This window comes from Clostridium sp. OF09-36 (genome assembly GCF_003481985.1).
Classification (GTDB): domain Bacteria; phylum Bacillota; class Clostridia; order Lachnospirales; family Lachnospiraceae; genus Brotaphodocola.
Genome location: NZ_QUMD01000018.1, coordinates 1 through 25,752 on the forward strand (window position 1 = coordinate 1; position 25,752 = coordinate 25,752).

20 protein-coding genes and 9 pseudogenes are annotated in these 25,752 nt (G+C 45.6%); 26 read left to right on the forward strand and 3 right to left on the reverse strand.

Annotated elements, in window-relative coordinates; genetic code table 11:
- Nucleotides 1-199 precede the first annotated feature (199 nt).
- The 5 genes and pseudogenes from cls (at nt 200) to DXA97_RS13190 (ending at nt 5,154) form a co-directional block, all read left to right on the forward strand.
- Nucleotides 200-1,757 (forward strand): annotated as a pseudogene (gene cls, locus DXA97_RS13170) (cardiolipin synthase).
- A 339-nt stretch (nt 1,758-2,096) separates the two neighbouring features.
- Nucleotides 2,097-2,327: pseudogene (locus DXA97_RS13175) on the forward strand (phospholipase D family protein); the annotation flags it as partial.
- A complete protein-coding gene (locus tag DXA97_RS13180) occupies nt 2,306-3,016 on the forward strand; it encodes a response regulator transcription factor (RefSeq protein ID WP_117485576.1) in 711 nt (236 codons plus the stop codon). The pseudogene DXA97_RS13175 and the gene DXA97_RS13180, both read left to right, overlap by 22 nt.
- Nucleotides 3,016-4,058, forward strand: a pseudogene (locus DXA97_RS13185) (HAMP domain-containing sensor histidine kinase). Before DXA97_RS13180 ends, DXA97_RS13185 begins: the two are co-directional and overlap by 1 nt.
- 31 nt (nt 4,059-4,089) lie before the next feature.
- Nucleotides 4,090-5,154 (forward strand): FUSC family protein, encoded by a 1,065-nt coding sequence (locus DXA97_RS13190; RefSeq protein WP_118720614.1) that lies wholly within the window; start codon nt 4,090-4,092, stop codon nt 5,152-5,154.
- 14 nt (nt 5,155-5,168) lie between these two features.
- Here DXA97_RS13190 and DXA97_RS13195 read toward each other — a convergent pair whose 3' ends face one another.
- Nucleotides 5,169-6,023 (reverse strand): LysR family transcriptional regulator, encoded by an 855-nt coding sequence (locus DXA97_RS13195; RefSeq protein ID WP_118720616.1) that lies wholly within the window; start codon nt 6,021-6,023, stop codon nt 5,169-5,171.
- Between the two features lie 24 nt (nt 6,024-6,047).
- Between DXA97_RS13195 and DXA97_RS13200 the strand changes: the two are divergent.
- Nucleotides 6,048-6,509 (forward strand): annotated as a pseudogene (locus tag DXA97_RS13200) (aldo/keto reductase); the annotation flags it as partial.
- A gap of 196 nt (nt 6,510-6,705) precedes the next feature.
- Here the strand turns inward: DXA97_RS13200 and DXA97_RS20460 are convergent.
- Nucleotides 6,706-6,786, reverse strand: a pseudogene (locus DXA97_RS20460) (toxin-antitoxin system protein); the annotation flags it as partial.
- Between the two features lie 313 nt (nt 6,787-7,099).
- On the opposite strand from DXA97_RS20460, the gene DXA97_RS13205 reads away from it, so the two are divergent.
- The 4 genes from DXA97_RS13205 to DXA97_RS13220 all read left to right on the forward strand — a co-directional run bounded on the left by DXA97_RS13205 (nt 7,100) and on the right by DXA97_RS13220 (nt 9,806).
- On the forward strand, nt 7,100-7,648 hold the full coding sequence (locus DXA97_RS13205; RefSeq protein WP_118544328.1) for a hypothetical protein: 549 nt from the start codon (nt 7,100-7,102) through the stop codon (nt 7,646-7,648).
- A 138-nt stretch (nt 7,649-7,786) separates the two neighbouring features.
- Nucleotides 7,787-8,224 (forward strand): radical SAM mobile pair system MarR family transcriptional regulator, encoded by a 438-nt coding sequence (locus DXA97_RS13210; RefSeq protein ID WP_118705698.1) that lies wholly within the window; start codon nt 7,787-7,789, stop codon nt 8,222-8,224.
- On the forward strand, nt 8,221-8,910 hold the full coding sequence (locus DXA97_RS13215) for a radical SAM mobile pair protein A (protein WP_118720618.1): 690 nt from the start codon (nt 8,221-8,223) through the stop codon (nt 8,908-8,910). The genes DXA97_RS13210 and DXA97_RS13215 overlap by 4 nt, the downstream gene beginning before the upstream one ends.
- Entirely contained in the window at nt 8,898-9,806 is a 909-nt protein-coding gene (locus DXA97_RS13220; protein ID WP_118720620.1) for a radical SAM mobile pair protein B, read from the forward strand. Before DXA97_RS13215 ends, DXA97_RS13220 begins: the two co-directional genes overlap by 13 nt.
- A 166-nt stretch (nt 9,807-9,972) precedes the next feature.
- Here the strand turns inward: DXA97_RS13220 and DXA97_RS13225 are convergent, their stop codons facing one another.
- Nucleotides 9,973-10,326, reverse strand: a complete 354-nt coding sequence (locus tag DXA97_RS13225) for a cupin domain-containing protein (protein WP_117495883.1) — start codon at nt 10,324-10,326, stop codon at nt 9,973-9,975.
- Nucleotides 10,327-10,468: 142 nt separating this feature from the next.
- On the opposite strand from DXA97_RS13225, the gene DXA97_RS13230 reads away from it, so the two are divergent.
- The 16 genes and pseudogenes from DXA97_RS13230 (at nt 10,469) to mutL (ending at nt 25,703) form a co-directional block, all read left to right on the forward strand.
- Nucleotides 10,469-10,801, forward strand: coding sequence for a helix-turn-helix domain-containing protein (locus DXA97_RS13230; RefSeq protein WP_072522465.1), 333 nt, complete (start codon nt 10,469-10,471; stop codon nt 10,799-10,801).
- Between the two features lie 55 nt (nt 10,802-10,856).
- Nucleotides 10,857-11,393 carry a TIGR00730 family Rossman fold protein gene (locus tag DXA97_RS13235; protein WP_118544327.1) on the forward strand — a complete coding sequence of 179 codons (537 nt, stop codon included), beginning with the start codon at nt 10,857-10,859 and terminating at the stop codon, nt 11,391-11,393.
- Nucleotides 11,394-11,494: 101 nt separating this feature from the next.
- Nucleotides 11,495-11,920 (forward strand): GNAT family N-acetyltransferase, encoded by a 426-nt coding sequence (locus DXA97_RS13240; protein ID WP_118544191.1) that lies wholly within the window; start codon nt 11,495-11,497, stop codon nt 11,918-11,920.
- Nucleotides 11,921-11,930: 10 nt separating this feature from the next.
- Nucleotides 11,931-12,155, forward strand: a pseudogene (locus DXA97_RS20985) (alpha/beta hydrolase); the annotation flags it as partial.
- Between the two features lie 177 nt (nt 12,156-12,332).
- Complete coding sequence (locus DXA97_RS13245; protein WP_118720668.1) at nt 12,333-12,737, forward strand: hypothetical protein; 405 nt, start codon at nt 12,333-12,335, stop codon at nt 12,735-12,737.
- 162 nt (nt 12,738-12,899) lie between these two features.
- Nucleotides 12,900-13,373 carry an FAD-dependent oxidoreductase gene (locus DXA97_RS21615; protein WP_279221173.1) on the forward strand — a complete coding sequence of 158 codons (474 nt, stop codon included), beginning with the start codon at nt 12,900-12,902 and terminating at the stop codon, nt 13,371-13,373.
- On the forward strand, nt 13,334-14,134 hold the full coding sequence (locus DXA97_RS13250) for an aminoacetone oxidase family FAD-binding enzyme (RefSeq protein ID WP_279221174.1): 801 nt from the start codon (nt 13,334-13,336) through the stop codon (nt 14,132-14,134). The genes DXA97_RS21615 and DXA97_RS13250 overlap by 40 nt, the downstream gene beginning before the upstream one ends.
- Nucleotides 14,135-14,137: 3 nt before the next feature.
- Nucleotides 14,138-15,768: pseudogene (locus DXA97_RS13255) on the forward strand (FAD-dependent protein).
- 87 nt (nt 15,769-15,855) lie between these two features.
- On the forward strand, nt 15,856-16,710 hold the full coding sequence (proB, locus tag DXA97_RS13260; protein ID WP_118720622.1) for a glutamate 5-kinase: 855 nt from the start codon (nt 15,856-15,858) through the stop codon (nt 16,708-16,710).
- Between the two features lie 113 nt (nt 16,711-16,823).
- Nucleotides 16,824-17,051 (forward strand): DUF896 domain-containing protein, encoded by a 228-nt coding sequence (locus DXA97_RS13265; protein ID WP_118544194.1) that lies wholly within the window; start codon nt 16,824-16,826, stop codon nt 17,049-17,051.
- Nucleotides 17,023-17,670 (forward strand): 5-formyltetrahydrofolate cyclo-ligase, encoded by a 648-nt coding sequence (locus DXA97_RS13270; protein WP_118720624.1) that lies wholly within the window; start codon nt 17,023-17,025, stop codon nt 17,668-17,670. The genes DXA97_RS13265 and DXA97_RS13270 overlap by 29 nt, the downstream gene beginning before the upstream one ends.
- 80 nt (nt 17,671-17,750) lie before the next feature.
- Nucleotides 17,751-18,993 (forward strand): annotated as a pseudogene (locus DXA97_RS13275) (glutamate-5-semialdehyde dehydrogenase).
- Nucleotides 18,993-19,724, forward strand: a complete 732-nt coding sequence (locus tag DXA97_RS13280) for a histidine phosphatase family protein (protein ID WP_182436897.1) — start codon at nt 18,993-18,995, stop codon at nt 19,722-19,724. The pseudogene DXA97_RS13275 and the gene DXA97_RS13280 overlap by 1 nt, the downstream one beginning before the upstream one ends.
- A gap of 166 nt (nt 19,725-19,890) precedes the next feature.
- On the forward strand, nt 19,891-21,384 hold the full coding sequence (miaB, locus tag DXA97_RS13285; RefSeq protein WP_118720670.1) for a tRNA (N6-isopentenyl adenosine(37)-C2)-methylthiotransferase MiaB: 1,494 nt from the start codon (nt 19,891-19,893) through the stop codon (nt 21,382-21,384).
- A 21-nt stretch (nt 21,385-21,405) separates the two neighbouring features.
- Nucleotides 21,406-24,050 (forward strand): annotated as a pseudogene (mutS, locus tag DXA97_RS13290) (DNA mismatch repair protein MutS).
- Nucleotides 24,051-24,053: 3 nt separating this feature from the next.
- A complete protein-coding gene (mutL, locus tag DXA97_RS13295) occupies nt 24,054-25,703 on the forward strand; it encodes a DNA mismatch repair endonuclease MutL (protein ID WP_118720628.1) in 1,650 nt (549 codons plus the stop codon).
- The last annotated feature ends 49 nt before the right edge of the window (nt 25,704-25,752 follow it).

The following is a 25,752-nucleotide window of genomic DNA, read 5'->3' on the forward strand; positions in this document are numbered from 1 at the left end:
AAGAAATTGATATGCCCGTAACCGGGCTGAGCAGTACAAAAACAATAAAAGTAGCTGTGTAACCCACCTGGGTAGCAGTAAGGGTGTCATGGACGCACCCCTGAAACTACGGAGCTATGCTTCGTAATCAGATGCTTGGTAATTCAATTGCCGATGTAGTTCACGGAGAAAACTGAGCAAGTAGGAAGGTGGAATATATATGAAACAAGATACTTTAGAGGGTAAAGCAAAAACAAAAAACGGGGTAAAACGGCTGTGTTTTTCCATGATCTGCATTCTTCTGGAAGTGATTTTTATTATTACTATCGTAACACGCTTGAATGAATATGCAGAAATCATAAATTTATTTACAAAGATTTTGAGTGGGATCTTGGTTTTGGGATTGTACGCATCAAATAAGACATCCTCTATGAAAATGCCTTGGGTTATCTTAATTCTAATTTTCCCAATTATGGGTGTAGGCCTGTATTTGTTGATTGGTTTGAATGGTGGCACACATAAAATGCGTGAGCGATATGCAGAAATTGATAGCAAATTGTTACCAATGCTTCCGGACAATCAGGAGTGTTTGAGCAGAATAAAAGAAACAATTCCGAAAGCAGGAAATATAGCAAGTTACATACAAAGAAATTCGCAGTATCCAATCTATCAGAATACGGATATTGTGTATTTTGATGAGGCAGTGAAAGGATTAGAGGCACAGCTTAAGGATTTGGAGAAAGCACAGAAGTTTATCTTTATGGAATATCATGCGATAGAAGACGCTGAAGCATGGCATAAGATTCAAGCTGTTCTGGAAGAGCGAGTAAAAGCAGGTGTGGAAGTTAGAGTATTCTACGATGATATGGGTTCTATAGGCTTTATTAACACAGATTTTGTGAAAAAGATGGAGGCAATAGGAATTCATTGCCGTGTATTCAATCCGTTTGTGCCAGGTTTAAATCTGTTTTTGAACAATCGTGATCATAGAAAAATAACAGTTATTGATGGAAAAGTCGGATTTACAGGTGGATATAATCTAGCAAATGAATATTTTAATTACACACACCCGTATGGACAGTGGAAAGATACAGGTATTCGTTTAGAAGGAGATGCTGTTCAGTCGCTTACGGTGACATTTTTGGAAATGTGGAATGCAGTAAGTGATAAGAATGCTAATGATTCTGATTTTAGTAAATACCTTTTCCACTATGATTATGCGGCACAGCAAACTGGGTTTGTTCAACCTTATGCAGACAGCCTATGGATAATGAGCAAGTAGGAGAAGAAGTTTATATCAGTATGATAAATAAAGCTGAAAAATATTGTTGGTTTATGACTCCATATCTAATCATAACAGATGAAATGACGCATGCGTTATGTCTGGCTGCTAAGCGAGGGGTAGACGTAAGAATTATCACACCTGGTATCCCTGATAAAAAATTCATTTATAATATAACTCGTTCTTTTTATCATGGATTGGTTAAACATGGTGTTCGTGTTTATGAGTGGACTCCTGGTTTCTGTCATGCAAAAATGAGTGTGGCAGATGACTGTATGGCAACTTGTGGAACAATTAATCTGGATTATCGAAGTTTATATCACCATTTTGAAACGGCTGTTTTATGGCAGATTGTCAGGCAGTTGTGGAAATAAAAAATGATCTGATAAGAACGATGGGAGAATGTCGTGATGTGACAGACCAATATCAAACCGGACGAAGTGCATATTTGCGACTGGGACAATTATTTATGAGATTATTTGCTGGATTGCTATAAGAATCTGATGAAACGACCTTTCAAAAAACAGTTGATTTAGAAGTTAACTGTTTTTGAAAGGCCGTTTTTGCTATATCTAACAGTCTGTTGTACAAAGAAGATTTTGCATTGATGAAAAAACAAACCTTGTTGAGGTTAAATTGAGATTGACTTTGTATTGTATAAGTATGAAATAAAAAGGAATCAGGTGATGTACAATGAAAAAGTATAAAATATGTAAAATCCTTCTTGTTATACTGGCAATTTTTTTATGTGTGGCTTTTTATGAATTGCTCGGAATCTGCGTTGCATATAAAAAGCAGCCGGAAGTGTCCAATACAACCCAAAAAGAAACAAAAAATGAGAAGCACGTATCTGGATACGGAACTGATGCTTGTAATACGTAGCAAAGAGATTAATAAACAGTTGGAAGAAGGCATGATGGAATATGAAAGAGTGTCCCGACAGGTATTGGAAGATGGAACCTATCGTGATCCGTATCATGTAGAGCCAATTGAATTGACAAAGAAGCGTCAGAGAAACGTACTTTTGGTACAGCATCTGCTTGGATGGGCAAGGTATCTGTTTTAATAAGGAGGAAGGAAAACGTGTTTCAAATATTGATTGTAGAAGATGATAAAGAATTAAGCCAGCTATTCCAAAAAGTGCTTGAGAAGAATGGATATCAGGTCAAAAGTGCATCGGATGGAGCACTGGCATTAGAAATATTGGATAAAGAGTATATTGATCTGATCATTTCCGATATTATGATGCCGGTTATGGATGGTTATGAACTGGTGTCGGAACTCCGTTCAGCAGGATATCAGATACCGGTACTTATGATCACTGCGAAAGGTTCCTTTGATGATATGCGCCAGGGATTTCTTTCGGGAAGTGACGATTATATGGTAAAACCGGTAAATGTGAATGAAATGGTTTTAAGAGTCGGAGCACTGCTTCGCCGTGCACAGATACTGAATGAACACAAAATTGTGATCGGTTCAACAGAGTTTGATTATGATGCAATGACGGTTACAACTGATAAGGAAAGTCTTGTTTTGCCTAAAAAAGAATTCCTGCTTTTATATAAGCTTGCAGCATCGCCAGGCAGAACATTTACAAAACAACAGTTGATGGATGAAGTATGGGGATACGAGACGGAGGCAGACCCACATACGATAGAGGTACATATAGGAAGAATCAGGGAGCGTTTGAAAGATAACCCTGATTTTGAAATCGTAACAATGCGTGGAATTGGATACAAGGTGGTGAAAAAATAATGGAACAAAAGAAAGAAAAAGGATTGCGGATTCGATCCTGTCTGACTGGTGCAATCTGGCTGGCACTTGTATTTTCAACAGTCATATCTGCGTTATTATTTGCTTTTTTGAATCATTTTTTTAATCTGCCTGGTAGCATACCTGTGCTTGGCTGGCTTTTGATTTTTAATACATTGATTGCAGGGCTGATTACTTCCTTTATCAATGCAAGGTTGCTGGAACCAATTACCAGACTCAGTAAAGCAATGAAGGAAGTTTCGCAGGGAGATTTTGAACAGCACTTGGAAACGAACAGCCGTATCGCAGAAGTTGGAGAATCTTACCAGAGTTTTAATGTGATGACAAAAGAGCTTCGTGCAACAGAAGTACTGCAGATGGATTTTGTCTCCAATGTTTCTCATGAGTTTAAGACCCCGATCAATGCCATTGAAGGTATACAATGCTTCTTCAGGGAGAAGAACTGTCTCAGGAGCAAGAGGAATATGTAGAAAAAATCCTGTTTAATACCCAAAGGCTTTCCGGATTGGTTGGAAATATTTTGCTGTTATCCAAGTTAGAGAATCAGAACATACCAATGAAAAAAACAGAATATCGTTTGGATGAACAGATCCGTCAGGCATTTCTTTCCCTGGAGACAAAATGGACAGAAAAAGAAATTGGTTTCCAGGTAGAGCTGGAGGAAGTTAAATATACTGGGAATGAAGGACTTTTTATGCATATCTGGATGAATCTTTTGGATAATGCGATTAAGTTCAGTCCTTCAAAGGGGACAATTACGATGTTTCTGAAACAAGAACAGGATTCTGTTAAGTTCATTCTGGAAGATGAAGGACCAGGAATAGAGGATGATGTAAAATCCAGAATATTTGACAAGTTCTATCAGGTAGATGGATCTCATAAAGCAGAAGGAAATGGCCTAGGTCTTGCACTTGTAAAACGAATTGTAGATAGTGCCGGAGGAACAATCAAAGCAGAAAACCGTGAATATGGTGGATGCAGATTTGTTGTAGAGCTTCCAATACAGAAAGATGAGGCCATATAAGTTTAAGAAAAACAGATAGAGGAGGAATTACATGACATTTTATCAGGAGTTGCAGTTAAATCAGGTAGGTTCTAAAAACCTGTTGAAAAGGAGTGAAACACTAAAAGAAAAATTATATCATATGTGGGTATATCTGGTGAAGATAGCTGCTACAATGGCATTTTGTTTTTTCTTTGTTAGTATTTTCAGTATCCTATTTGGAAATGAGAACAGCATTGTAGGTGTAGTAGTCTTATTATGTCTCATGGTGTTTAGAAATGCGGATCTGGGGATCCACACCGGACAATCTACGATGCTTTTGGCTTTGTTCTTTGTAATTATGACTGTATGTCCGCATTTAGCAAATCAGTTTTCACCGGTATTGGGAATGCTGTTAAATATTGCGGCACTGGCTGTGTTGATTCTGTTCGGATGCCATAATCCATTCATGTTTAATCAATCTACATTGGTTCTTGGGTATCTACTGCTATATGGTTATGATGTTACGGGAAAAAGCTATCAGATGCGATTAGTCGGAATGGCTTTAGGTGCAGCACTTACCTGCTTCGTATTTTATCGAAATCATAAAAACAGAACCTATAAAAGAAATCTGAAAGATCTGATACAAGAATTTGATATCACTTCTTCCAGAACAAAATGGCAGATATGTCAGATTTTATGCGTACCGATTGTCCTTTGCATTGCAGAACTTTGTAATATGCCACGTGCAATGTGGGCTGGTATTGCGGCCATGTCCACGATTTTGCCGTTTATGGAAGATATGCACTACAGAGTCCGTAAAAGGATTGTCGGAAATATTGCAGGTGTTATATGTTTTACCGTATTATATTTTCTGCTTCCTTCGTCAATCTATGCATATATAGGAATTCTTGGTGGAATCGGTGTAGGATTTTCAGCACAATATGGCTGGCAGGCAGTATTTAACACATTTGGTGCTTTAGCCATTGCTGCAGAGACTTATGGACTACAAGGAGCGGTTAGTCTTAGAGTGATTCAAAATGTTTTTGGTGTTGTGTTTGCTTTAGCATTTTGTGTTATATTTTATTGGTTTATGTCTAAAAAAAACGGTTCATGCGGGACTCAATGTACGCTTTAATGAAGAAAAACAGATTACTTCTGATAACGAAATTCAAAAGTGGGCGAAACAGATTGTAAAATAGTACTCTTAGCAGAACTAATCAGGTGATAGGTAACATTTACTTCAGGATCAGTTAAGGGAATCCGTTTCCGTCCTTTCAGAGTCTGCTCTGAGCCGGGTGCTTTACTGCTGGAAAAACATAATAATGTGGAAGTCCTGACCAATTCTTCAAACTCAAATTCATCTGTCTGTATCAGAAAGTGGGATGCTGGCATTTGGCTTTTTACCAGATTTGTCCAGAAACCGATTTCATCACGAAGAAGGCAGTTAAAACCGTTAAGCTGTGAAAGACTCAGCTGTGAATGTTCTGCCAGTTTGTGTTCTTTCGGGATACAGACATAGAGCTGCTCCTTAAGATAAGGGATGCAGAGAAGATTTTTATCTGAACAGGCCTGTGGCAGAATACCGATATCAGCATTGCCGGAACTGGCATTTTGAAGGATTTCATCCATATTTGTCAGTTTTGAGGAAATAATATTATCAGGAAATCTGCGTGACAGTTCAGGCAATAATGACCATAGAGGTACGGGAGCGCAGGAATGAATGGTAATCGTATGCTGATTGCGTTCAAATGTCTGTACGGTCTGAACTGCTTTTTCAGACTCGGAAAGCAGAGACCTGGCCTGCTCTACCGCAACTTTACCGGTGGCAGTTAATTCGATACGGTTTTTACCACGATGAAAGAGTGGAACCCCAAAAGCATCTTCCACATCATGCATGGTTCTGGTAAGTGTCGGCTGGGAAATATGAAGTTTATCTGCAGCAGCAGATAAGGTACCACAGTCTGCGTAGGTTACAAACTGGTAAAGATCGGATAAATCTAACATTTAGATACTCCTTTTAAAGCAGGCAAGGCACGTGCAATCGGCGTTTCAAACTTCTATCCGGATCGTTATATCGACATTGCACATTTCGCAGAAGTTGTTCCTGCGGTAAATCAGGTGGAAACACATGTGTTCCAGCAGCAGAAAGTGGCTCGTGAATATCTTGCAAAACATAATACACAGATTATGAGTTGGGGACCGTTTGCAGAAGGAAAAAATGATTTCTTCAATACTCCGGTACTGAAAGAGATCGGAGCAAAATATGGAAAGAGTGTAGCTCAGGTGGCACTTCGTTTCTTGCTTCAGAATGGCATTGTTGTGATTCCAAAATCAACGCACGAAGAACGAATGCAGGAGAATTTCAATGTATTTGATTTTGTACTGACAGATGAGGAAATGAAGCAGATTGAAGTGCTTGATACTGGAAAGAGTTTGTTCTTTTCCCATTATTCACCTGAAACGGTGGAATGGTTTATGAGTATTGTGTAACAAAGTAGCTTCATAAAGGCAAAAGCGTATTGTGGTTTATACGACCGGCAATACGCTTTTGCTGTATAATAGAATAAGAAAATTGTTATACGGAAAGGATAAGAAAATGAAGGAACAGAATCATCCGAATGTGATTAAAATTCGAAATGCACATGTTCATAATCTGAAACATATTAATGTGGATATTCCGCTAAATAAGGCGGAGCATATATCCCGCACTGGTATAAACATCAATGCTGTTGCATTGTGGATTGTATTCTGCAAATATTGTTCTCATCGTATCCCATCTCCTTATTATTCAATCAATCATTAATTGTAAAAATTAAGAAGCATTTCAATCAGTTCACCATGTCAGTTTTATTTTGTGTTATACTGTTTTATATAATTTTTTTGCCCTTGTATTTTCCCTTATCAGAGTTCGTAAGCACTGGTAGGATGATATAACACAAGGGAAACAATAAGGGAAAGCTCACCTGTGACAAATCCAGTGTTTTTAAGGGTTTACAGAGAATTTAATAACAAAATATAACAGTTATTAAATTTCTTAGAACTGGTGAAATCTCAATCGGAATTTATGGAGGTAAAATAAAATGATGAAACTTGATAATTTTATTGGTATGATGACGGGACATTTTGATAACAAAGAGCAGTTTAATATGATGCAGGCAACAGGAAAAATATATCCTTATGCTAAGCATGTAAATACAGTCTGCAATGACAAAATAAATAATATTCCTCAAGATTTCAATGGAAAATTTGTTGTTGAAGAAAGTTACTATGAGACCAATGGTAACCGTCATGCATCACCGCACCTTTTCCTTATTACAGAAAATGAAGATGGAATTTTACTTTCCTCCTATGAGATTCCGGAAGGAGAAGACAAAAATACATTCTCATATGATTCTATGAAAAATGTTGATTATAGTGAACTGAAAAAATCTAAAAAGTTTACTCCGGCACTTTATCATGAAAATGATGGCATCTGGGAGGGAGGCAGCACAAGTCAGTTTTCACCAGTAATGACATTTAAGCTTTGGGAAAAGTTTTCTGATAGTTGTTTGGAAGTATCTGAAATTATAGAAGTTAACGGAAAGCGGACTTTTGGATACGATGATCCCATTATTTACAAACGTGTATAAATAAGTGATGAACATGGTGACAACTTCAAGTTTTTGAAACTGAGAAATCGGAATTCACTTCTACTTAGACATACAAACTGTTGACAGTAAAACTCCTATATAGTATTATTTGATAAAATACTATATAGGAGTTTTTGCGTGAAAATGAATGGCGGATTTCTTGTTACCAAAATAAAACAACTTGGAGATCGAATCTTTGAGAAGATTCTCAGCGAAAAGAATATTGATGCGTTTAACGGAGCCCAAGGGCGTATTCTTTATGTACTGTGGCAGGAAGATGGAATCTCAATCAGGTCACTCTCGATTAAATGTGGATTAGCGATAACTTCTCTTACTACGATGCTGGAAAGAATGGAAAATCAAGGGCTGATAAGACGCGTTCAGTCTGAAACGGACAAAAGGAAAACACTCCTGTTTCTGACTGAAAAAGCACAAGCCTTAAAGGACGAATACGATTCTGTATCTGATAAAATGGGCAGTATTTACTACAAAGGTTTTTCGGAGGAAGAAATTACCCAGTTTGAGGAATGCCTTGACCGTATCAGAAAGAATCTTGAGGAGTGGCAGAAATCATGAGTATTTGTATCAAAGATCAGATTCAAAACATGAATATCGTCATCGGATGTACAGTGGGGTGTGCATATTGCTATGCCCGCAATAATGTGAAACGCTGGCATATGATTGATGACTTTGCTGACCCTGAATTCTTTCCGGGTAAGCTCAAGATGATGGAAAAGAAACGTCCGCAGAACTTTCTTCTTACCGGCATGAGCGATCTTTCCGGCTGGAAGTCAGAATGGAGAGACGAGGTATTTGAAAAAATCCGTGAAAATCCACAGCATCAGTTCCTGTTCCTTACAAAGCGACCAGATCTGCTGGATTTTGATACAGATTTGGAAAACGCATGGTTTGGTGTTACGGTGACGAGAAAAGCAGAACTGTGGCGTATTGACGCACTACGGGAAAATGTCAGAGCAAAACACTATCATGTTACCTTTGAGCCGATATTCGACAATCCAGGTTCAGTTGATCTTTCCGGGATCAACTGGATCGTTGTCGGCACCATGACTGGAGTTCAGAGCAGGAAGGTTCATACGGAGCCGGAGTGGGCATGGTCTCTGACAGATCAGGCGCATGTGCTTGACATTCCGGTATTTATGAAGGAAGATCTTGTCCCTATCATAGGGACTGAAAATATGATTCAGGAAATGCCGGATGAATTCAATAAAGTGTTGGAGGTACAGAGATCATGGCAGAAGTAATAAATGGAATCCTCATTAATGAGGCGGAAACAAAGAACATCATGACCAAGTCCAGTCTGCCTGTAGGCGGTTACTCGGTCAATCCATATGTAGGCTGTACACACGCCTGCAAGTATTGCTATGCTTCTTTTATGAAGCGCTTTACCGGACACAAGGAGGAATGGGGCACTTTCCTTGATGTGAAGCATTGGCCGGAAATTAAGAATCCGAAGAAATATGCCGGACAGCGGGTGGTCATCGGTTCTGTGACAGATGGCTACAATCCACAGGAGGAGCAATTCGGGAATACCAGAAAACTACTGGAGCAGCTGGTCGGCAGTGACGCAGATATTCTGATCTGCACAAAGTCGGATCTTGTGGTACGAGATATTGATCTGCTAAAGAAGCTTGGACGAGTAACCGTTTCATGGTCGATCAACACACTAGATGAAAATTTCAAGAACGATATGGACTCTGCTTCTAGCATTGAGCGCCGTATCGCTGCTATGAAGCAGGTATATGAAGCAGGTATCCGTACAGTCTGTTTCGTATCTCCGGTATTCCCCGGTATCACGGATTTTGAAGCAATCTTTGCGCGGGTAAAGGATCAGTGCGATCTGTTCTGGCTCGAAAATCTCAATCTTCGAGGCGGTTTCAAAAAGACAATTATGGATTATATCGCCGGAAAATATCCTGATCTTGTACCACTTTACGACGAGATCTATAACAAGCATAACCGCAGCTACTTTGAAGCACTTGAAGTAAAAGCTGAGGAAATGGCTAAGAAGTATGATTGTCCCTTTGTGGATAATGAAATGCCTTATGGCAGAGTCCCGCAGGGACATCCGGTGATCGTAGATTATTTCTATCATGAGGAAATCCGAGGGACAGAGAATACAGGAAAAAGAAATCGTTAATCTAAACGAAAATTAAACTGATGATGGTGGAGAGATTTATTTATCGCCATTTGAAATCGAGAAGTTCTTGTTTGAAAAATAGAGAAATTGTAAAATTAAAGAAAAAAGAAATGCACAGTTCTTAGCTTATCGGGAACTGTGCATTTTTGTAAATAAATACTTTTAATTAGCCGATTACGGCGTCCTCTGCTGTAAAATGTTCCAGAGAATTTTCTTTTACCTGTATGCAGATATAAGTAATTCCGGAAATATCGGATGCAAAAAACTGACGCTTTGCAGCAGGTGCGATTTTTAGCCAGTCTCCAGTTGAAAGGCTGATTTCTTCTCCATCAATTATGGCTTTGCCGTTACCTGAAAGAATTCCATAGATTTCCTCATTTTCTTTATGAGAATGAACAAATGGGACATTTGCTCCTGCAGGTAGTTCGTTTAAACTGATTTCTGCACCTGTTAAAGACAACTTTTCATGCAGTTCAATTCGGTTTTCCTTTCCAATAGTTGTTTTTGTGTAATTTGTCATAATAATACCTCCATAGTTGATTTGTAGTTTCTGGCTGCTTGGTATTAGTATAGAGTGAGATACATACAAAAACAAGTACGCACCTTTTTGTAACTGTACACTCAAAATTGAATGTGTTACAATAGACTCGGAGGTGAGAATTATGCGAGCAAAAGAAGAATTACCGGAATGCCCAGTTGCAACAGCGGTATCTCTCATCGGAGGAAAATGGAAACTGCTGATTTTGCGTAACTTGAAAGAGCGCCCATGGAGATTCAATGAGCTACAACGAAGTATAGATGGTATTTCACAAAAGGTTTTGACAGATAGTTTAAGACAAATGATGAGTGATGGACTGGCATATCGCCACGATTACCATGAGCAGCCACCGAGAGTCGAATACGGATTAACGGAACTCGGAACAAAAATGCTTCCAATTGTTAATTCACTTGCTGACTTTGGTAACTACTATAAATCACTTATTGAACAGAATTAAGTACGTTAGTATTTGAAAAGTTCGAACAATCGGAAGTTGTAGGAGAAAATTTTTAATGAATATAACAGTTTATCTTGGGGCAAACGAAGGAAATGACCCATGCTTACGAAAAGCAGTTGAGGAATTGGGGGCATGGATTGGAAACAGTGGAAATGCACTTGTTTACGGTGGTTCTAAAGGTGGTTTAATGGGAGCATTGGCAGACAGTGTATTGAAGGCAGGCGGTGATGTTACGGGTGTTGAGCCGAATTTTTTTATTGAAAATGAGTTTCAACATGATGGACTGACAAAACTGATTGTGACTAAGGATATGTCTGAGAGAAAAAACAAAATGATTGAGTTAGGAGAAGCCTTTATTGCTTTCCCGGGCGGCACGGGAACATTGGAGGAAATTGCAGAGGTAATGTCGAATGTGTCTTTGAAACATCTGGAGGCACCCTGCATTCTCTACAACCTGAACGGTTACTACGATGATTTGAAAGCACTTCTAAATCATATGATTGAAAAAGGATTATCTTCTAACGAGCGACAGGAGGGAATCTTTTTTGTTGAAAATCTGGATGATATAAAGCGAATCTTGAGACGGGCATAACTTATGTTTGCACAGTAAAATGGAGTTGCATTAGCGAAAGACAGAGCACGATCGATTCCAGTTTTTGAAACGAAAGAATAGGTAGATTAGGAGATAGAAAATTGGTAAGACAATACAGCAATGGTGATATAGACGCAGTGATGCAGATCTGGCTTGATACGAATATTCGAGCACATCATTTCATACCGTCCGATTACTGGCGTACCAACTGCGACATGGTGAGAGAACTGCTTTCTCATGCAGAAATATATGTGCATGAAGATGAATGTGCAAAGCAGATAGATGGATTCATTGGATTGAATGATGATTATATTGAAGGTATTTTTGTAAAAGAAACAATGCAATCAAAAGGGATTGGGAAACAACTGCTAAATCATGTAAAGAAAGTCAAGCCTACATTAAAATTAAACGTCTATCAGAAAAATGAGAAAGCGATTAAATTTTATCTACGGGAGAAATTTAACATCAGATCCGAAAATATAGATGACAACACAGGAGAAAAAGAATTTGTAATGGTATGGAATTAGTAACTTCAAGTTATCTTGGGAATATCTGTGCTATGTACGGAAGTACCCGATTAAGTGGAACACTCCAACTTGCATTTTATATGGTGCAAAGGATAATCTGACTTCAGGAGAAACCATGTATGCATTTGCAGAACAAACCGGAGCAACTCTTACAGTAATGAATGATGGAGAACACTGGTTTCATACAGATAAGCAGATGGAGTTCCTTGATGATTGGATTCGGAAATCAATATAACAACTCCCTAATGTACCTGGCAGTTCAAGACTTCCATCCGGTCTTAAGCAGACAAGGGATACAGGTGAAATCTCAGTTCCAGTTTACGGATAAAATCGACTGGTTTACGCAGGCGTAGGCACCGGAGGTGGATAAAAAAGAAAAATAAGCAGATACTATACCATGGAGGGATTTTCCATGAAAAAGTATAGGATCTGTTTATTTTTGTTTTTGGGAGTGAGTGTGATCTGCATTCTGATCGCGTTTTTTGTCCGGCGCAGTCAGGAAGGTGCAAGTCTGGAAAATAGAAACGAGACCGGAATCGAACAGCTGGAAACAGAAGAGACACAGGAAACGGTCGTAGAGGATCAGATGGTGGCAAACCAGGAGCGGGTACAGGCGCATCCTGTCCAGGAAGAGTATTATCTGGTGGCGGAGGATGGGATGCTTCTGATCTTTTTAAAGGATCAGAAAACAATCTGTCTTTATACACATATGCCGCTCATGGATTTTCCACCAAAGGAGCGGACAAAGCTGCGGGAAGGGATCTGGTTTTCGTCTATGGCAGAAGTGTTTCATTATCTGGAATCGTATACTAGCTGATATGTTATAAAATCTGCTTGAAAAGAGCGTGCAAACTGGATACAATAGAACGCAAATGGTTACTGCATACGCGTAAGCAGTAATCCGAAATGGGAACTGGGCAGATACAGGTATTTTGTGAACCGTTCCTAAAATGATCTTGAGAAACAGCGGAGGAACAACGTGGAAAACGTGAAGAGAAAAGTACTGATCATCGGAGGCGGGGCTTCCGGCCTGATGGCGGCCATTATGGCAGCCCGGGAAGGCGCAGAGGTAACCATTCTGGAGCATATGGACCGGGTGGGGAAAAAGATATTATCTACAGGAAACGGGCGCTGCAACCTGACGAACCTGTCTCTGAAGCCGGAGCATTACCGGAGCAGCCAGAAGCTGTTTCCCATGAAGGTGCTGGACCGCTTTTCTGTCTGGGATACGTTAAGCTTTTTTGACGGGATCGGGATCATCACCAGAAACCGGAATGGTTACATTTATCCAAACTCGGACCAGGCGGCATCGGTGTTGGATGCGCTGCGCTTTGAGACGGAGCATCTGGGTATCAAAACGGTTTTGTCCTGTCAGATCCGTTCCGCGAAGAAGACAAAAAATGGAGCTTTCTTGTGGAGAGTGACCAGGGAACTTATCAGGGTGACTGCCTGATCCTGGCGACCGGTTCCAAGGCGGCTTCGGTGTCCGGTTCGGACGGCAGCGGCTATGAGCTTGCAAAGGCGTTCGGTCACACGATCATCAAACCGCTTCCGGCGCTGGTGCAGCTAAGATGCAAGGGAACGTTTTTCAAACAGCTGGCAGGAGTCCGCTGTGAGGCTGTGGTACGGCTTGTGAGCGACGGAAAAACACTGGCAGCAGATGAGGGCGAGGTCCAGCTGACGGATTATGGTATCTCTGGTATCCCGACCTTTCAGGTAAGCCGGTATGCTTCCCAGGCACTGGACGCAGGCAGGCGTGTAAACGCGGTGCTGGACTTCTTCCCGTCTAAGAGCATGGAAGATACCAGGGCAATGTTAAAACAGAGAAAATCGATGCTTGGTTACCGTCCTTCCGGCGAGTTCTTAAATGGCGTTTTGAATAAAAAATTAGCAGCAGTGCTGTTAAAACAGGCAGGAATCCAGCCGGACCGTTCCTGTGCCCAGATCAAGGACAGCCAGCTGGAGTCACTGACGATGCAGATCAAGAAATTTGAAGTTCCGGTCACCGCGACCAACAGCTTTGAGCAGGCACAGGTCTGCTGCGGTGGTGTCGATACCAGGGAACTTCGCCCGGACACCATGGAATCGAAGCTGGTGAAGCACCTGTTTCTGGTGGGAGAGCTGACCGATGTGGATGGCATCTGCGGCGGGTATAACCTGCAGTGGGCCTGGAGCACCGGGGCAGTGGCCGGAACAACAGCAGGGAGAATATAGATTATGATACGATTAACACAGATCAAGCTTCCGGCAGACCATACACCGGAGGCATTGAAGAAAAAAATAGCAAAGCTTTTGCGGATAGCGCCGGAGGAGATCCTAAAGCTTCATATCCGGAAACGTTCCCTGGACGCGCGCAAAAAGCCAGAGCTTTTTTACAGTTACACCGTGGATGTTTCCGCCAGCAGGGAAAAGGAACTGTTACATAAAGGAAAAAATCCACAGATCAGCCTCTGCAAAGAAGAGCATTACCACTTCCCGGAGGCAGGAGAGGAGCGCTTAAGGGAGCGGCCACTCATCATCGGAACCGGTCCGGCGGGACTCTTCTGTGGTCTGATGCTGGCTCGCCATGGCTATCGTCCGATTCTTCTGGAACGGGGCAGCTCAGTCGAAGAGCGCCAGAAAAAGGTGAATGCCTTCTGGCAGGGCGGAACCCTGGATCTCCAGACGAATGTACAGTTTGGAGAAGGCGGAGCAGGAACATTTTCCGACGGAAAGCTGAATACACTGGTGAAAGATCCGTTAAAGCGTGGACAGCTGGTGCTGGAACTTTTCACGGAATTTGGTGCAGATCCGTCGATCCTTTACGACCACAAGCCGCATATCGGCACGGATGTGCTCGCAGAGGTGGTAAAAGCTATGCGCCAGGAAATCATACGTCTGGGCGGTACTGTCCGTTTTGATACCCAGGTGACGGATCTTCTGGTGGAGCAGCAAAATGTAAGCGGTGTGAAGGTTTCGTTTGCGGATTTAAAGACCGGGGTACAAACAGAAGAAACCATAAAGAGCAGCATTGTTGTCCTGGCGATCGGACACAGCGCGCGGGATACCTTTTCGATGCTGCTTGCGCGTCAGGTTCCGATGGAAGAAAAGGCATTTGCGGTTGGACTGCGCATCCAGCATCCGCAGAATATGATCAATCTGTCCCAGTATGGCAGAGAAGATGCCGGGGCGCTTGGTGCAGCTAATTATAAGCTTACCAGGCAGACGAAGAGCGGTCGTGGCGTGTACACCTTCTGTATGTGTCCGGGCGGCTATGTGGTCAATGCTTCTTCCGAAGCAGGAAGACTGGCAGTCAACGGCATGAGCTATCATGACCGGGCGGGAGAAAACGCAAACAGTGCCTGATCGTCACCGTCACACCGGAGGATTTCCCGGAACGCGGGGCACTGGGCGGTGTGGCATTCCAGAGAAAGCTGGAGGAGGCTGCATACCAGGCTGCAGGAGGAAAGATCCCGGTACAGCTTTACGGGGATTTCTGCCAGAACAAGATCAGCAGCCAGCTTGGCGGCGTAAATCCGCAGATGCGCGGAGAATGGGCATTTGGAGATGTCCGTTCCATTATGCCGGAGCCGTTAAACCAGGCCCTGATCGAGGCCATGGAGGGCTTTGGACATATGATCCACGCCTTCGACCGCCCGGATGCATTGCTTGCCGGAATCGAAAGCCGTACCTCTTCGCCGGTGCGCATCTGGCGCGATGAGCAGTTTGAGAGTGAAGTGCGGGGGCTGTACCCTTGTGGGGAAGGTGCCGGTTATGCAGGTGGAATTACCTCTGCGGCCATGGATGGCATAAAGGTGGCAGAAGCCATTGCAAAGCGTTATGCACCATGTCCGGCAGATCAGGAATAAATAGGAAATCGCTTTTGAGCTTGTCCGGGCAGACTGTATCGGAAACAGGTTTGCCGTAGCGGCATTCAGATAAGGAGGCTAAGAAGGATGAATAGCTTCAGGGAAAAACTGAAAGAGAAAAAGCGGATCGTCATCAAGATCGGTTCGTCTTCCCTGACTCATGAAAAGACAGGGGAGCTGAATTTATATAAGATTGAAAAGCTCATCCGCGTGATCTGTGACCTGAAGGGAGAGGGAAAGGATGTGGTCCTGGTTTCTTCCGGCGCGATCGCAGCGGGAAGACAGGCACTTGGCGGTCAGAAGCGTCCGCAGACCATTTCAGAAAAACAGGCATATGCGGCTGTGGGCCAGGCACGGCTGATGATGGTGTATCAGCGCATGTTTTCCGAGTATAACCACATCGCGGCACAGGTGCTTTTAACCAAGGATACCATGACCAATGAGACCTCCAGGGTCAATGCACAGAACACGTTTGAGGAGCTGCTGCGTTTAGGCGCAGTGCCGGTTGTCAATGAAAATGACACAGTGTCCACCCATGAGATCCAGTTTGGTGATAACGACCGCCTGTCTGCAATCGTAGCAGCGCTGATCGGTGCGGATCTTCTGATCTTAATGTCTGATATTGACGGACTGTATTCAGAGGACCCACATAAAAATCCGGATGCACGTTTTATTAGTCTGGTAGAGGAAATCACGCCGGAGCTGATCGGTATGGGCGGTGGTTCGAGAAGTGATGTCGGCACTGGCGGCATGGCAGCAAAGCTGGCAGCAGCACGCATCGCGACAGACAGCGGATCGGACATGATCATTGCCAACGCGGACGATGTGAATGTGATCCACGATCTGGTGAACGGAGAAGAAAAAGGAACCTTGTTCCTGGCACATCCGAACCGGGATTTTGATCTGATGGATTACATCAACACAAAATACGGGGACGTATAAAGAAAAGATAACATCGCTGGTGCGAAAGCCAGCAGGAAAACAAGAAACGGATACAAAACAGATAGAAACAAAAATGGATAGAAACAGGATAACAAGAGCAAAGGAGAATTTTTATGGACCAGAGCAGTATCGACAGAATCAACACCCTGTATCATAAATCCCAGTCTGTGGGATTGACAGAAGAAGAGAAAGAGGAGCAGGCAAGACTGCGCAAGGAATATGTGGCTGCGATCAAAAACAACATGCGGGCACACTTAAACAATATTTCAATCAAGGAAAAAGACGGCAGCATTACCGATCTTGGCAAAAAATATGGCGGAATCAAAGACACTCAGTCATAAGGGACTTTGTTGCAAGGAACTCAGTCATGAGGAACCGGTTCATCAGACACTCGGTTCAAAAAAAGAAATCCGCAGTCAGATCCGGGCGCTGCGGGCAGAACTTGTAAAACCGGAGCATGCCGCGGAGAAAGCGGCAATGGATGAGAGAATTCGGGAAGCGGTACTGCAACTGTTACATACGCTGAAGGCAGAAGAAAGCATCCCGCAGACGGTGTACTGCTATGCTTCATTTGGCGGTGAGGTGGACACATTTGGGCTGATGGATGCCTTATGGCAGCAGGGCTTTTCGTTGGCACTGCCGCGGGTGACTGGGAACCGCATGGATTTTTACCTGGTAGAGGGAAGAAACGACCTGGTGTCGGGCTTTCGGAATATCCCGGAACCGGCAGAACATTGTAAGACAGTGCATTGTCCCAGCGCTGTGGTGATCACGCCGGGGACGGCATTTACCAGAGCCGGAGACCGGATGGGGTATGGCGGCGGCTTTTACGACCGGTTCTTTTCGGAAGAGCCGGAACACAGAAAAGTTGCGGTCTGTTACCCATTCCAGATTTTTTCAGAGCTTCCCACCGAGGAACATGACAGACAGATGGATGATATCATAACAGGAGAAGGCTAAGGTGCGATTCCGGCCAGACATGCAGGTGTGACTGGCAGAATTCAGGAGAACCACCAGGCCACACGACAGGAGGACACGGCATGGATTTAAGAGTGATCGGTGCCCGCGCAAAGGAAGCGGCATCCTATTTAAACAATCTTGGTGTCAACGAAAAAAATGAGGGACTGCGCCAGGCAGCTAAGGCGCTGATCGACGGAGAGGAAGATATCCTGACGGCCAATCAGGAGGATGTGATCCGGGCAGCACAAAACGGCATGAGCCCGGCGCTGATCGACCGGCTGGAATTGACCCCGGACCGGCTGGAAGCGATGGCAGATGGTCTGTTAAAAATTGCAGAGCTCCAGACCCGGTCGGCGAAGTACTTTCCATGAAGCCAAGGCCAAACGGGCTTCTCATCGGGGAAAAGCGGGTGCCGCTGGGCGTGGTTGGTATGATCTATGAGGCACGCCCCAATGTTACCTCCGATGCCTTCGGTCTGTGCTTTAAGACGGGAAATGCAGTGATCTTAAAGGGCGGCAGCGATGCCATTGAATCCAACAAGGAGATCGTAAAGTGGCTGCAAACAGGGCTTTCCCGCGCAGGACTCCCGGAGTCTTCCCTGCAGCTTATCACGAATACAGACCGGGCGGTGACGCAGGAGCTGATGCGGCTAAATGAGTTTGTGGATGTACTGATCCCGCGCGGCGGCGCAGGGCTGATCCGCAGTGTGGTACAAAACAGCACCGTGCCGGTCATTGAGACCGGAACCGGAAACTGCCATATCTATGTGGATGAGACCGCGGATTTTGACATGGCGTTAGATATCATCATGAATGCCAAAACCCAGCGGATCGGAGTCTGTAATGCCTGTGAATCCCTGGTAGTACATAGAAGCATTGCAGGGGAGTTCCTGCCGCTTCTGGCTGCGCGCCTGGCAGAAAAGTCTGTGGAGGTGCGTGCCGATGAGGCAGCGAAGCAGATCGTGCCGGAGTTTTCGGAAGCCTCCGAGGAGGACTGGGGAACCGAGTATCTGGATTACATCCTCTCCTTAAAGCTGGTGGACTCTTTGGACGAGGCAATCCGCCATATCAACCGCTACAATACCGGGCATTCCGAGGCCATTATCACGCAGGATTATAACCATGCGCAGGAGTTTTTAAACCGCATTGATGCAGCGGCAGTCTATGTCAACGCATCTACCGCTTTACAGACGGCGGTGAATTCGGTTTTGGCGCAGAGATCGGCATCAGCACCCAGAAGCTTCATGCAAGGGGGCCGATGGGGTTAAAGGCCTTGACAACGACGAAATACATTATTTACGGAAACGGGCAGGTGAGACCATAATGCAGCTTTATATCATCCGCCACGGGGAGACACCGTGGAATGCAGAGGGACGTCTGCAGGGGCAGACCGATATCCCGTTAAATGAAAATGGCATCCGGCTTGCGAAGATTACTGGGGAGGCTTTAAAGGACGTTCCATTTGACTTTGCCATATCCAGTCCCTTAAAACGTGCCAGACAGACGGCAGAGCTGGTGCTTGCAGGGCGTGATATCCCGATCTTGGAAGATGCGCGGATCGAGGAGCTGGGGTTTGGTTCCTGGGAGGGACTCGGCTGCCGCAAGGCAAACTTTGAGATCCCTTCGGAGCACTTCCAGGACTTTTACAAAGACCCGTTCCATTTCCAGACAGCAGCAGACGGAGAGACCATTGAGCAGCTCTGCGCCCGCACAAAAGCTTTCTGGGAGGACCTGGTAGGGAATCCTGACTGGCAGGAGAAAACCATTCTTATCGCCAGTCATGGCTGCGCGTGCCGTGGAATCCTTCACAATGTTTATGAAGATAAAACCGATTTCTGGCATGGATGCGTGCCGCCAAACTGTGCGGTAAATATTGTTTCCGTGACAGGCGGAAAGGCAGTGCTCGAGGCAGCTGACCGGATCTACTATGACGTGTCAGAGTGTGTGGATTCCGCACCGGGAAAAAGATCAATTCACATTGACGATATGCAGGCACAAACTGTAATAAAATTGATAAAAAAGGTTGGGCTGAAAGTGCCAGACGCGTTTGCGTGAACCGTAACAAAATTGACAAAAAGGCTGGAAATCGGAGTGTTTTGCTCTTTGCATCCCGGCCTTTTTATGTTATAATTTTTTATTTGTAACATCAAACGCAGATAACGAGGTAAGAATGAATACAAACATGAAAACATACACACAGAACGAAACACCAGATTTTGAAATGATCCGTGCTGCGGCGCCGGAAGAAGAGGGCGCACGCCAGTACTATTTTATAGAGCAGGCGAAAAAACTGTGGAAACAGCAGTTTGAACGTCTGGAAGACAGTGGGGAGGCAAAGGAGCGTTACGGCGAAGCAATGCTCTCTGAACTTCAGGCAGAAAACAAATACGGAACCTTTCATATTGCAACCTTTGGCTGCCAGATGAACGCCAGGGACTCCGAGAAGCTCTGCGGCATTCTGGAGCAGGTTGGTTTAAAAGAGGTCGAGTCTGAGAATGCGGACATCGTCCTTTACAATACCTGTACCGTGCGCGATAACGCAAACCAGAAGGTTTACGGCCGTCTTGGCTATCTGCAGACCTTAAAAAAGAAACGTCCGGGTATGATGATCTCTCTTTGTGGCTGCATGATGCAGGAGCCGTCTGTCATTGAGAAGATCCAGAAGAGCTACTCTTATGTCGATCTGATCTTTGGTACCCACAATATTTTCAAGCTGGCGGAGCTGCTGTGCTGCCGCATGATGAGCAAAAACCGCATGGTCGTGGATATCTGGAAGGATACCGACAAGATCGTGGAGGAGCTTCCGGTAGACCGCAAATATTCCTTTAAGTCCGGTGTCAATATTATGTTTGGCTGCAACAACTTCTGCAGCTACTGCATCGTGCCGTACGTGCGCGGACGGGAGCGCAGCAGAAAACCGGAAGATATCGTAAATGAGATTAAGAGACTGGTAGCAGACGGCGTTGTGGAGGTCATGCTGCTGGGACAGAACGTCAACTCCTACGGAAAGAACCTGGAGGAGCCGATGACATTTGCCAAGCTTCTCCGTGAGGTTAATAAGATTGAGGGACTGGAGCGCATCCGTTTCATGACATCCCACCCGAAGGATCTGTCCGATGACCTGATCGAGGCGATGCGTGACTGTGAGAAGGTCTGCGCACATCTGCACCTTCCGTTACAGTCCGGCAGCAGCCGTATCTTAAAGCTGATGAACCGTCATTATGACAAAGAGGGCTATTTAAAGCTGGTGGATAAGATCCGCGCAGCAATCCCGGATATCGCCCTGACGACCGATATTATCGTCGGATTCCCGGGAGAGACAGAAGAGGACTTTGAGGAAACCATGGATGTGGTGCGCCGTGTCCGCTATGACAGTGCGTTTACCTTTATCTATTCCAAGCGTACCGGTACCCCGGCAGCAGCGATGGAGCAGGTTCCGGAGGACGTTGTGAAGGAGCGCTTCGACCGCCTGTTAAAAGAGGTCCAGAAGATTTCCTCTGAGGTTTGCGGACGTGACCTGCATACGACCCAGAAGGTTCTGGTGGAAACCCTCAATGACCACAAGGAAGGCTATGTGACCGGCCGTTTAAGCAACAATACCGTGGTGCATTTTCCGGGAGATGAAAGCCTCATCGGAAAGATCGTGGATGTATGGCTGGAGGAGTCCAAGGGATTTTATTACATGGGAAAGCAAGTGGAAGGACAGGAGAAGTAAGACGTGGCTGGATTATCACCAATGATGGCCCAATACATGGAGACCAAAAAACAATATCATGACTGTATTTTATTCTATCGTCTGGGTGACTTTTATGAGATGTTTTTCGATGATGCGCTGACGGCATCCAAGGAATTAGAGATCACCCTGACCGGAAAGGAATGCGGACTGGAGGAACGCGCACCGATGTGTGGCGTTCCTTATCATGCTGTAGACAGCTATTTAAGCCGCCTGGTGCAGAAAGGTTATAAAGTAGCGATCGCGGAGCAGATGGAGGACCCGAAGCTTGCCAAGGGACTGGTAAAGCGTGAGGTCATCCGCGTGGTAACACCTGGTACGATTACCAGCGCCCAGGCTTTGGATGAGACAAAGAACAATTACCTGATGGGCATTGTGTACCTGGCAGATAAAATGGGTGTTTCCGTTGTAGACAATACCACCGGAGACTTTCTGGTAACCGAGGTTCCACCGACCGTGCCCTGTTCGATGAGATCAATAAATTTTCCCCGGCGGAGGTCATCTGCAACGATGCCTTTTCCATGTCCGGGATCAGCCTGGAGGATTTAAAGGACCGGTATCACTTTACCGTTTCTACGCTGGATTCCCATTTCTTCCAGGATGAGAGCTGCAGAAAGCTTCTTCGGGAGCATTTCAAGGTAGGAAGCCTGGAGGGCTTAGGACTGGGAGATTATGACTGCGGCGTGATCGCGGCAGGGGCCGTGCTGCAGTATCTTTACGAGACCCAGAAGAGCACACTGGATCATCTGACGACCATTGTGCCTTATGCGACCGGAAACTATATGGTGCTGGATTCTTCTACCAGAAGAAATTTGGAGCTTTTGGAAACCATGCGCGAGAAGCAGAAGCGCGGAAGCCTTCTGTGGGTGCTTGACAAGACCAGAACGGCCATGGGTGCCAGACTCTTGCGTACCTGGATCGAGCAGCCGCTGATTCGCAAAGAAGAAATCTTAAAGCGCCAGAACGCCATTGAAGAACTGAATTTAAACTATATCAGCCGGGAAGAACTCGGGGAGTATTTAAACCCGGTCTATGACCTGGAGCGCCTGATCGGCCGCATCAGCTACAAGACCGCAAACCCGAGAGATCTTCTGGCATTCCGCAATTCCATTGCCATGGTGCCGCACATCAAGCAGCTGCTTGGCGAGTTTACCTCGGACGCGTTAAAAGAACTGACGGAGGAACTGGATCCGCTGGAGGACTTAAATGACCTGATCAGCCGTGCGATCGTGGAAGAACCGCCGATCACCGTGCGTGAGGGCGGCATGATCAAAGACGGCTACAACGAAGAGGCAGACCGCCTGCGCCATGCCAAGACCGAGGGCAAGACCTGGCTGGCAGAGCTGGAGGCGAGAGAGCGCGACAGCACCGGGATCAAGAATTTAAAAGTCAAATACAACAAGGTGTTTGGCTATTATTTTGAGGTAACCAATTCCTTTAAGGATCTGGTTCCGGAATATTTCATCCGCAAACAGACGCTGACAAACGCCGAACGCTACACGACTGACGAACTGAAAAACCTGGAAGATGTGATCATGGGGGCAGAGGACAAGCTTTTCTCCCTGGAATACGACTTATTCTGTGAAGTGCGCGATGCGATCGCGGCTGAGGTGGTGCGCATCCAGAAGACCGCCCGCGCGATCGCAGCTGTGGATGTATTTGTATCCCTGTCTACGGTAGCGACCAGAAACAACTATGTGAAGCCGCAGATCAATGAGAAGGGAAATATCCAGATCAAGGGCGGCCGCCATCCGGTTGTCGAGAAGATGATGCGGGATGACATGTTCGTGGCAAACGATACGACGCTGGATAATTCCAAAAACCGCATTTCCATTATTACCGGACCGAACATGGCCGGAAAGTCCACCTATATGCGCCAGACCGCGCTGATTGTTTTGATGGCACAGATCGGAAGCTTTGTCCCGGCAGACCAGGCAAACATCGGTATCTGCGACCGGATCTTTACCCGTGTGGGCGCATCCGATGACCTCGCAAGCGGTCAGAGTACCTTTATGGTGGAGATGACAGAGGTAGCCAATATCCTCAGAAATGCCACCAGAAACAGCCTGCTGATCTTAGATGAGATCGGCCGCGGCACCAGCACCTTTGACGGACTGAGCATCGCCTGGGCGGTGGTAGAACATATCAGCAATACCCGTCTGCTTGGTGCGAAGACTCTGTTTGCGACCCATTACCATGAGCTGACAGAGCTGGAGGGCCTGATGAGCGGTGTCACGAATTACTGCATCGCCGTAAAAGAGCAGGGCGATGACATCGTGTTCCTTAGAAAGATCGTAAAGGGCGGAGCCGACAAGAGTTACGGCATTCAGGTGGCAAAGCTGGCCGGAGTGCCGGATTCCGTCATCAACCGTGCAAAAGAGCTGGTGGAGCAGCTGGTGGATTCTGACCTGGCAGCCAGAACCCGCGAGATCGCGGAGGGAAGCGCACCGGCAGGTCACAAGCCGGTCCCGAAGCCGGACGATGTGGAAATGAGCCAGTTAACTTTATTTGATACGGTCCGCGAGGATGATATCATCGAAGAATTAAAGAATCTGGAGCTGGGAAATATGACGCCAATCGACGCCTTAAATACCCTGTACCGGATGCAGACAAAGTTAAAGAACCGCTGGAGCGGGGAGGAAAAATAAAACATGCCAAACATTCATGTACTGGATCAGAATACGATCAACAAGATCGCGGCCGGTGAGGTGATCGAGCGGCCGGCATCGGTGGTGAAGGAACTTTTGGAGAATGCCATCGACGCAAAGGCAACTGCGGTCACTGTAGAGATCCGCGAGGGCGGAATCTCGTTTATCCGGGTGACGGACAATGGCTGCGGAATCGAAAAGGACGAGATCCCGCTTGCTTTTCTGCGCCATTCCACCAGCAAGATCCAGTCCGTGGAGGATCTGTTTACGGTGTCTTCCCTGGGCTTTCGCGGGGAGGCGCTTTCCAGTATCGCGGCGGTCGGGCAGGTGGAGCTGATCACCAAGACCGGTCGTTCCTTAACCGGAAATCGTTATCAGATCGAGGGCGGTGTGGAGCGCGGCATGGAAGAGATCGGAGCGCCGGACGGAACCACGTTTATCGTGCGCAATCTCTTTTACAACACACCGGTCCGCCGGAAATTTTTGAAAACGCCGATGACTGAGGGTGCTCATGTGGCGGACCTGGTCGAAAAAATCGCCCTGTCTCATCCGGAGATTTCAATCCGGTTTATTCAGAACAACCAGAATAAGCTGCACACATCCGGAAACCATAATTTAAAGGACATCATCTACACGGTGTATGGCAGGGAGATCACAGCAAATCTGCTCCCGGTTTCCGTGGCTGGGGAAGCGTTCAGCGTAGAAGGCTTTATTGGGAAGCCGACGATCGCCCGAAGCAACCGGAATTTTGAAAACTACTATATTAATGGAAGATACATCAAAAGCAATATCATCAATAAGGCCATCGAGGAGGCTTATAAGCCGTTTATGATGCAGCACAAATATCCGTTCACCATGCTGCATTTTAAAATCGAACCGGAATTTCTGGATGTCAATGTCCACCCGACTAAGATGGAACTGCGTTTCCAGAACGGCGAGCAGGTATTCCGTATGGTACGGGATACCGTGGCAGAGGCACTGCGCCACAAGGAGCTGATCCCAAAGGTGGCGTTGGAGGAAGAACGGGAGCGAAAACCGGTTCTGGAAAAGAAGATCCCGATCCCGGAGCCTTTCGAGCAGAAGCGCATGATGCAGGAACGGGCGGGACTTTTTGACACAAAATCCGCTGCGCAGGGAAATGACGGAAATTTTGTGCTGCGGGAGACGCCGGAGGAATACCGGTTAAAAAACCGCCCGGGAGAGCGTCCGGCCTTAAAGAATACCTCCCAGATCCGTAAAGAACGGGAAGAACTGCTTTCCACGCAGCAGCGAGTGGAAGCGCTTAAGCGGGAGACGGAAGGACAGCAGACAGGGGCGAGAACTGGACAAAGCATCGGGACAGGAACATTGCGCCAGACCATAGACAGGGCTGGAAAATGTCTGGACGAATCCGGGCAACAGGCAGCGAAAGCATCCGACCAGATGGGTGCAGCAACAGCCGGGCAGCCAGCGACAACCGTGTTTAGCCAGTCAGCAGCGGCATCCGAACAGCATTTCCAGGTCAACCAGGCTTTGACGGAGCTTCTCATGCGGGCACCGGGGACAACACCTGCGGATGAACTGGAAAAAATCGAAGAAGCAGGGAAAGCGGAAGAAGCAAAGTACACAGAAGCAACAACGAATATAGAAGCAACAAGCATATGCCGGACCTGACTGCGGAAGCATCTGCAGCGCAGCAGGAAACAAATGTGCAGCGAAACAC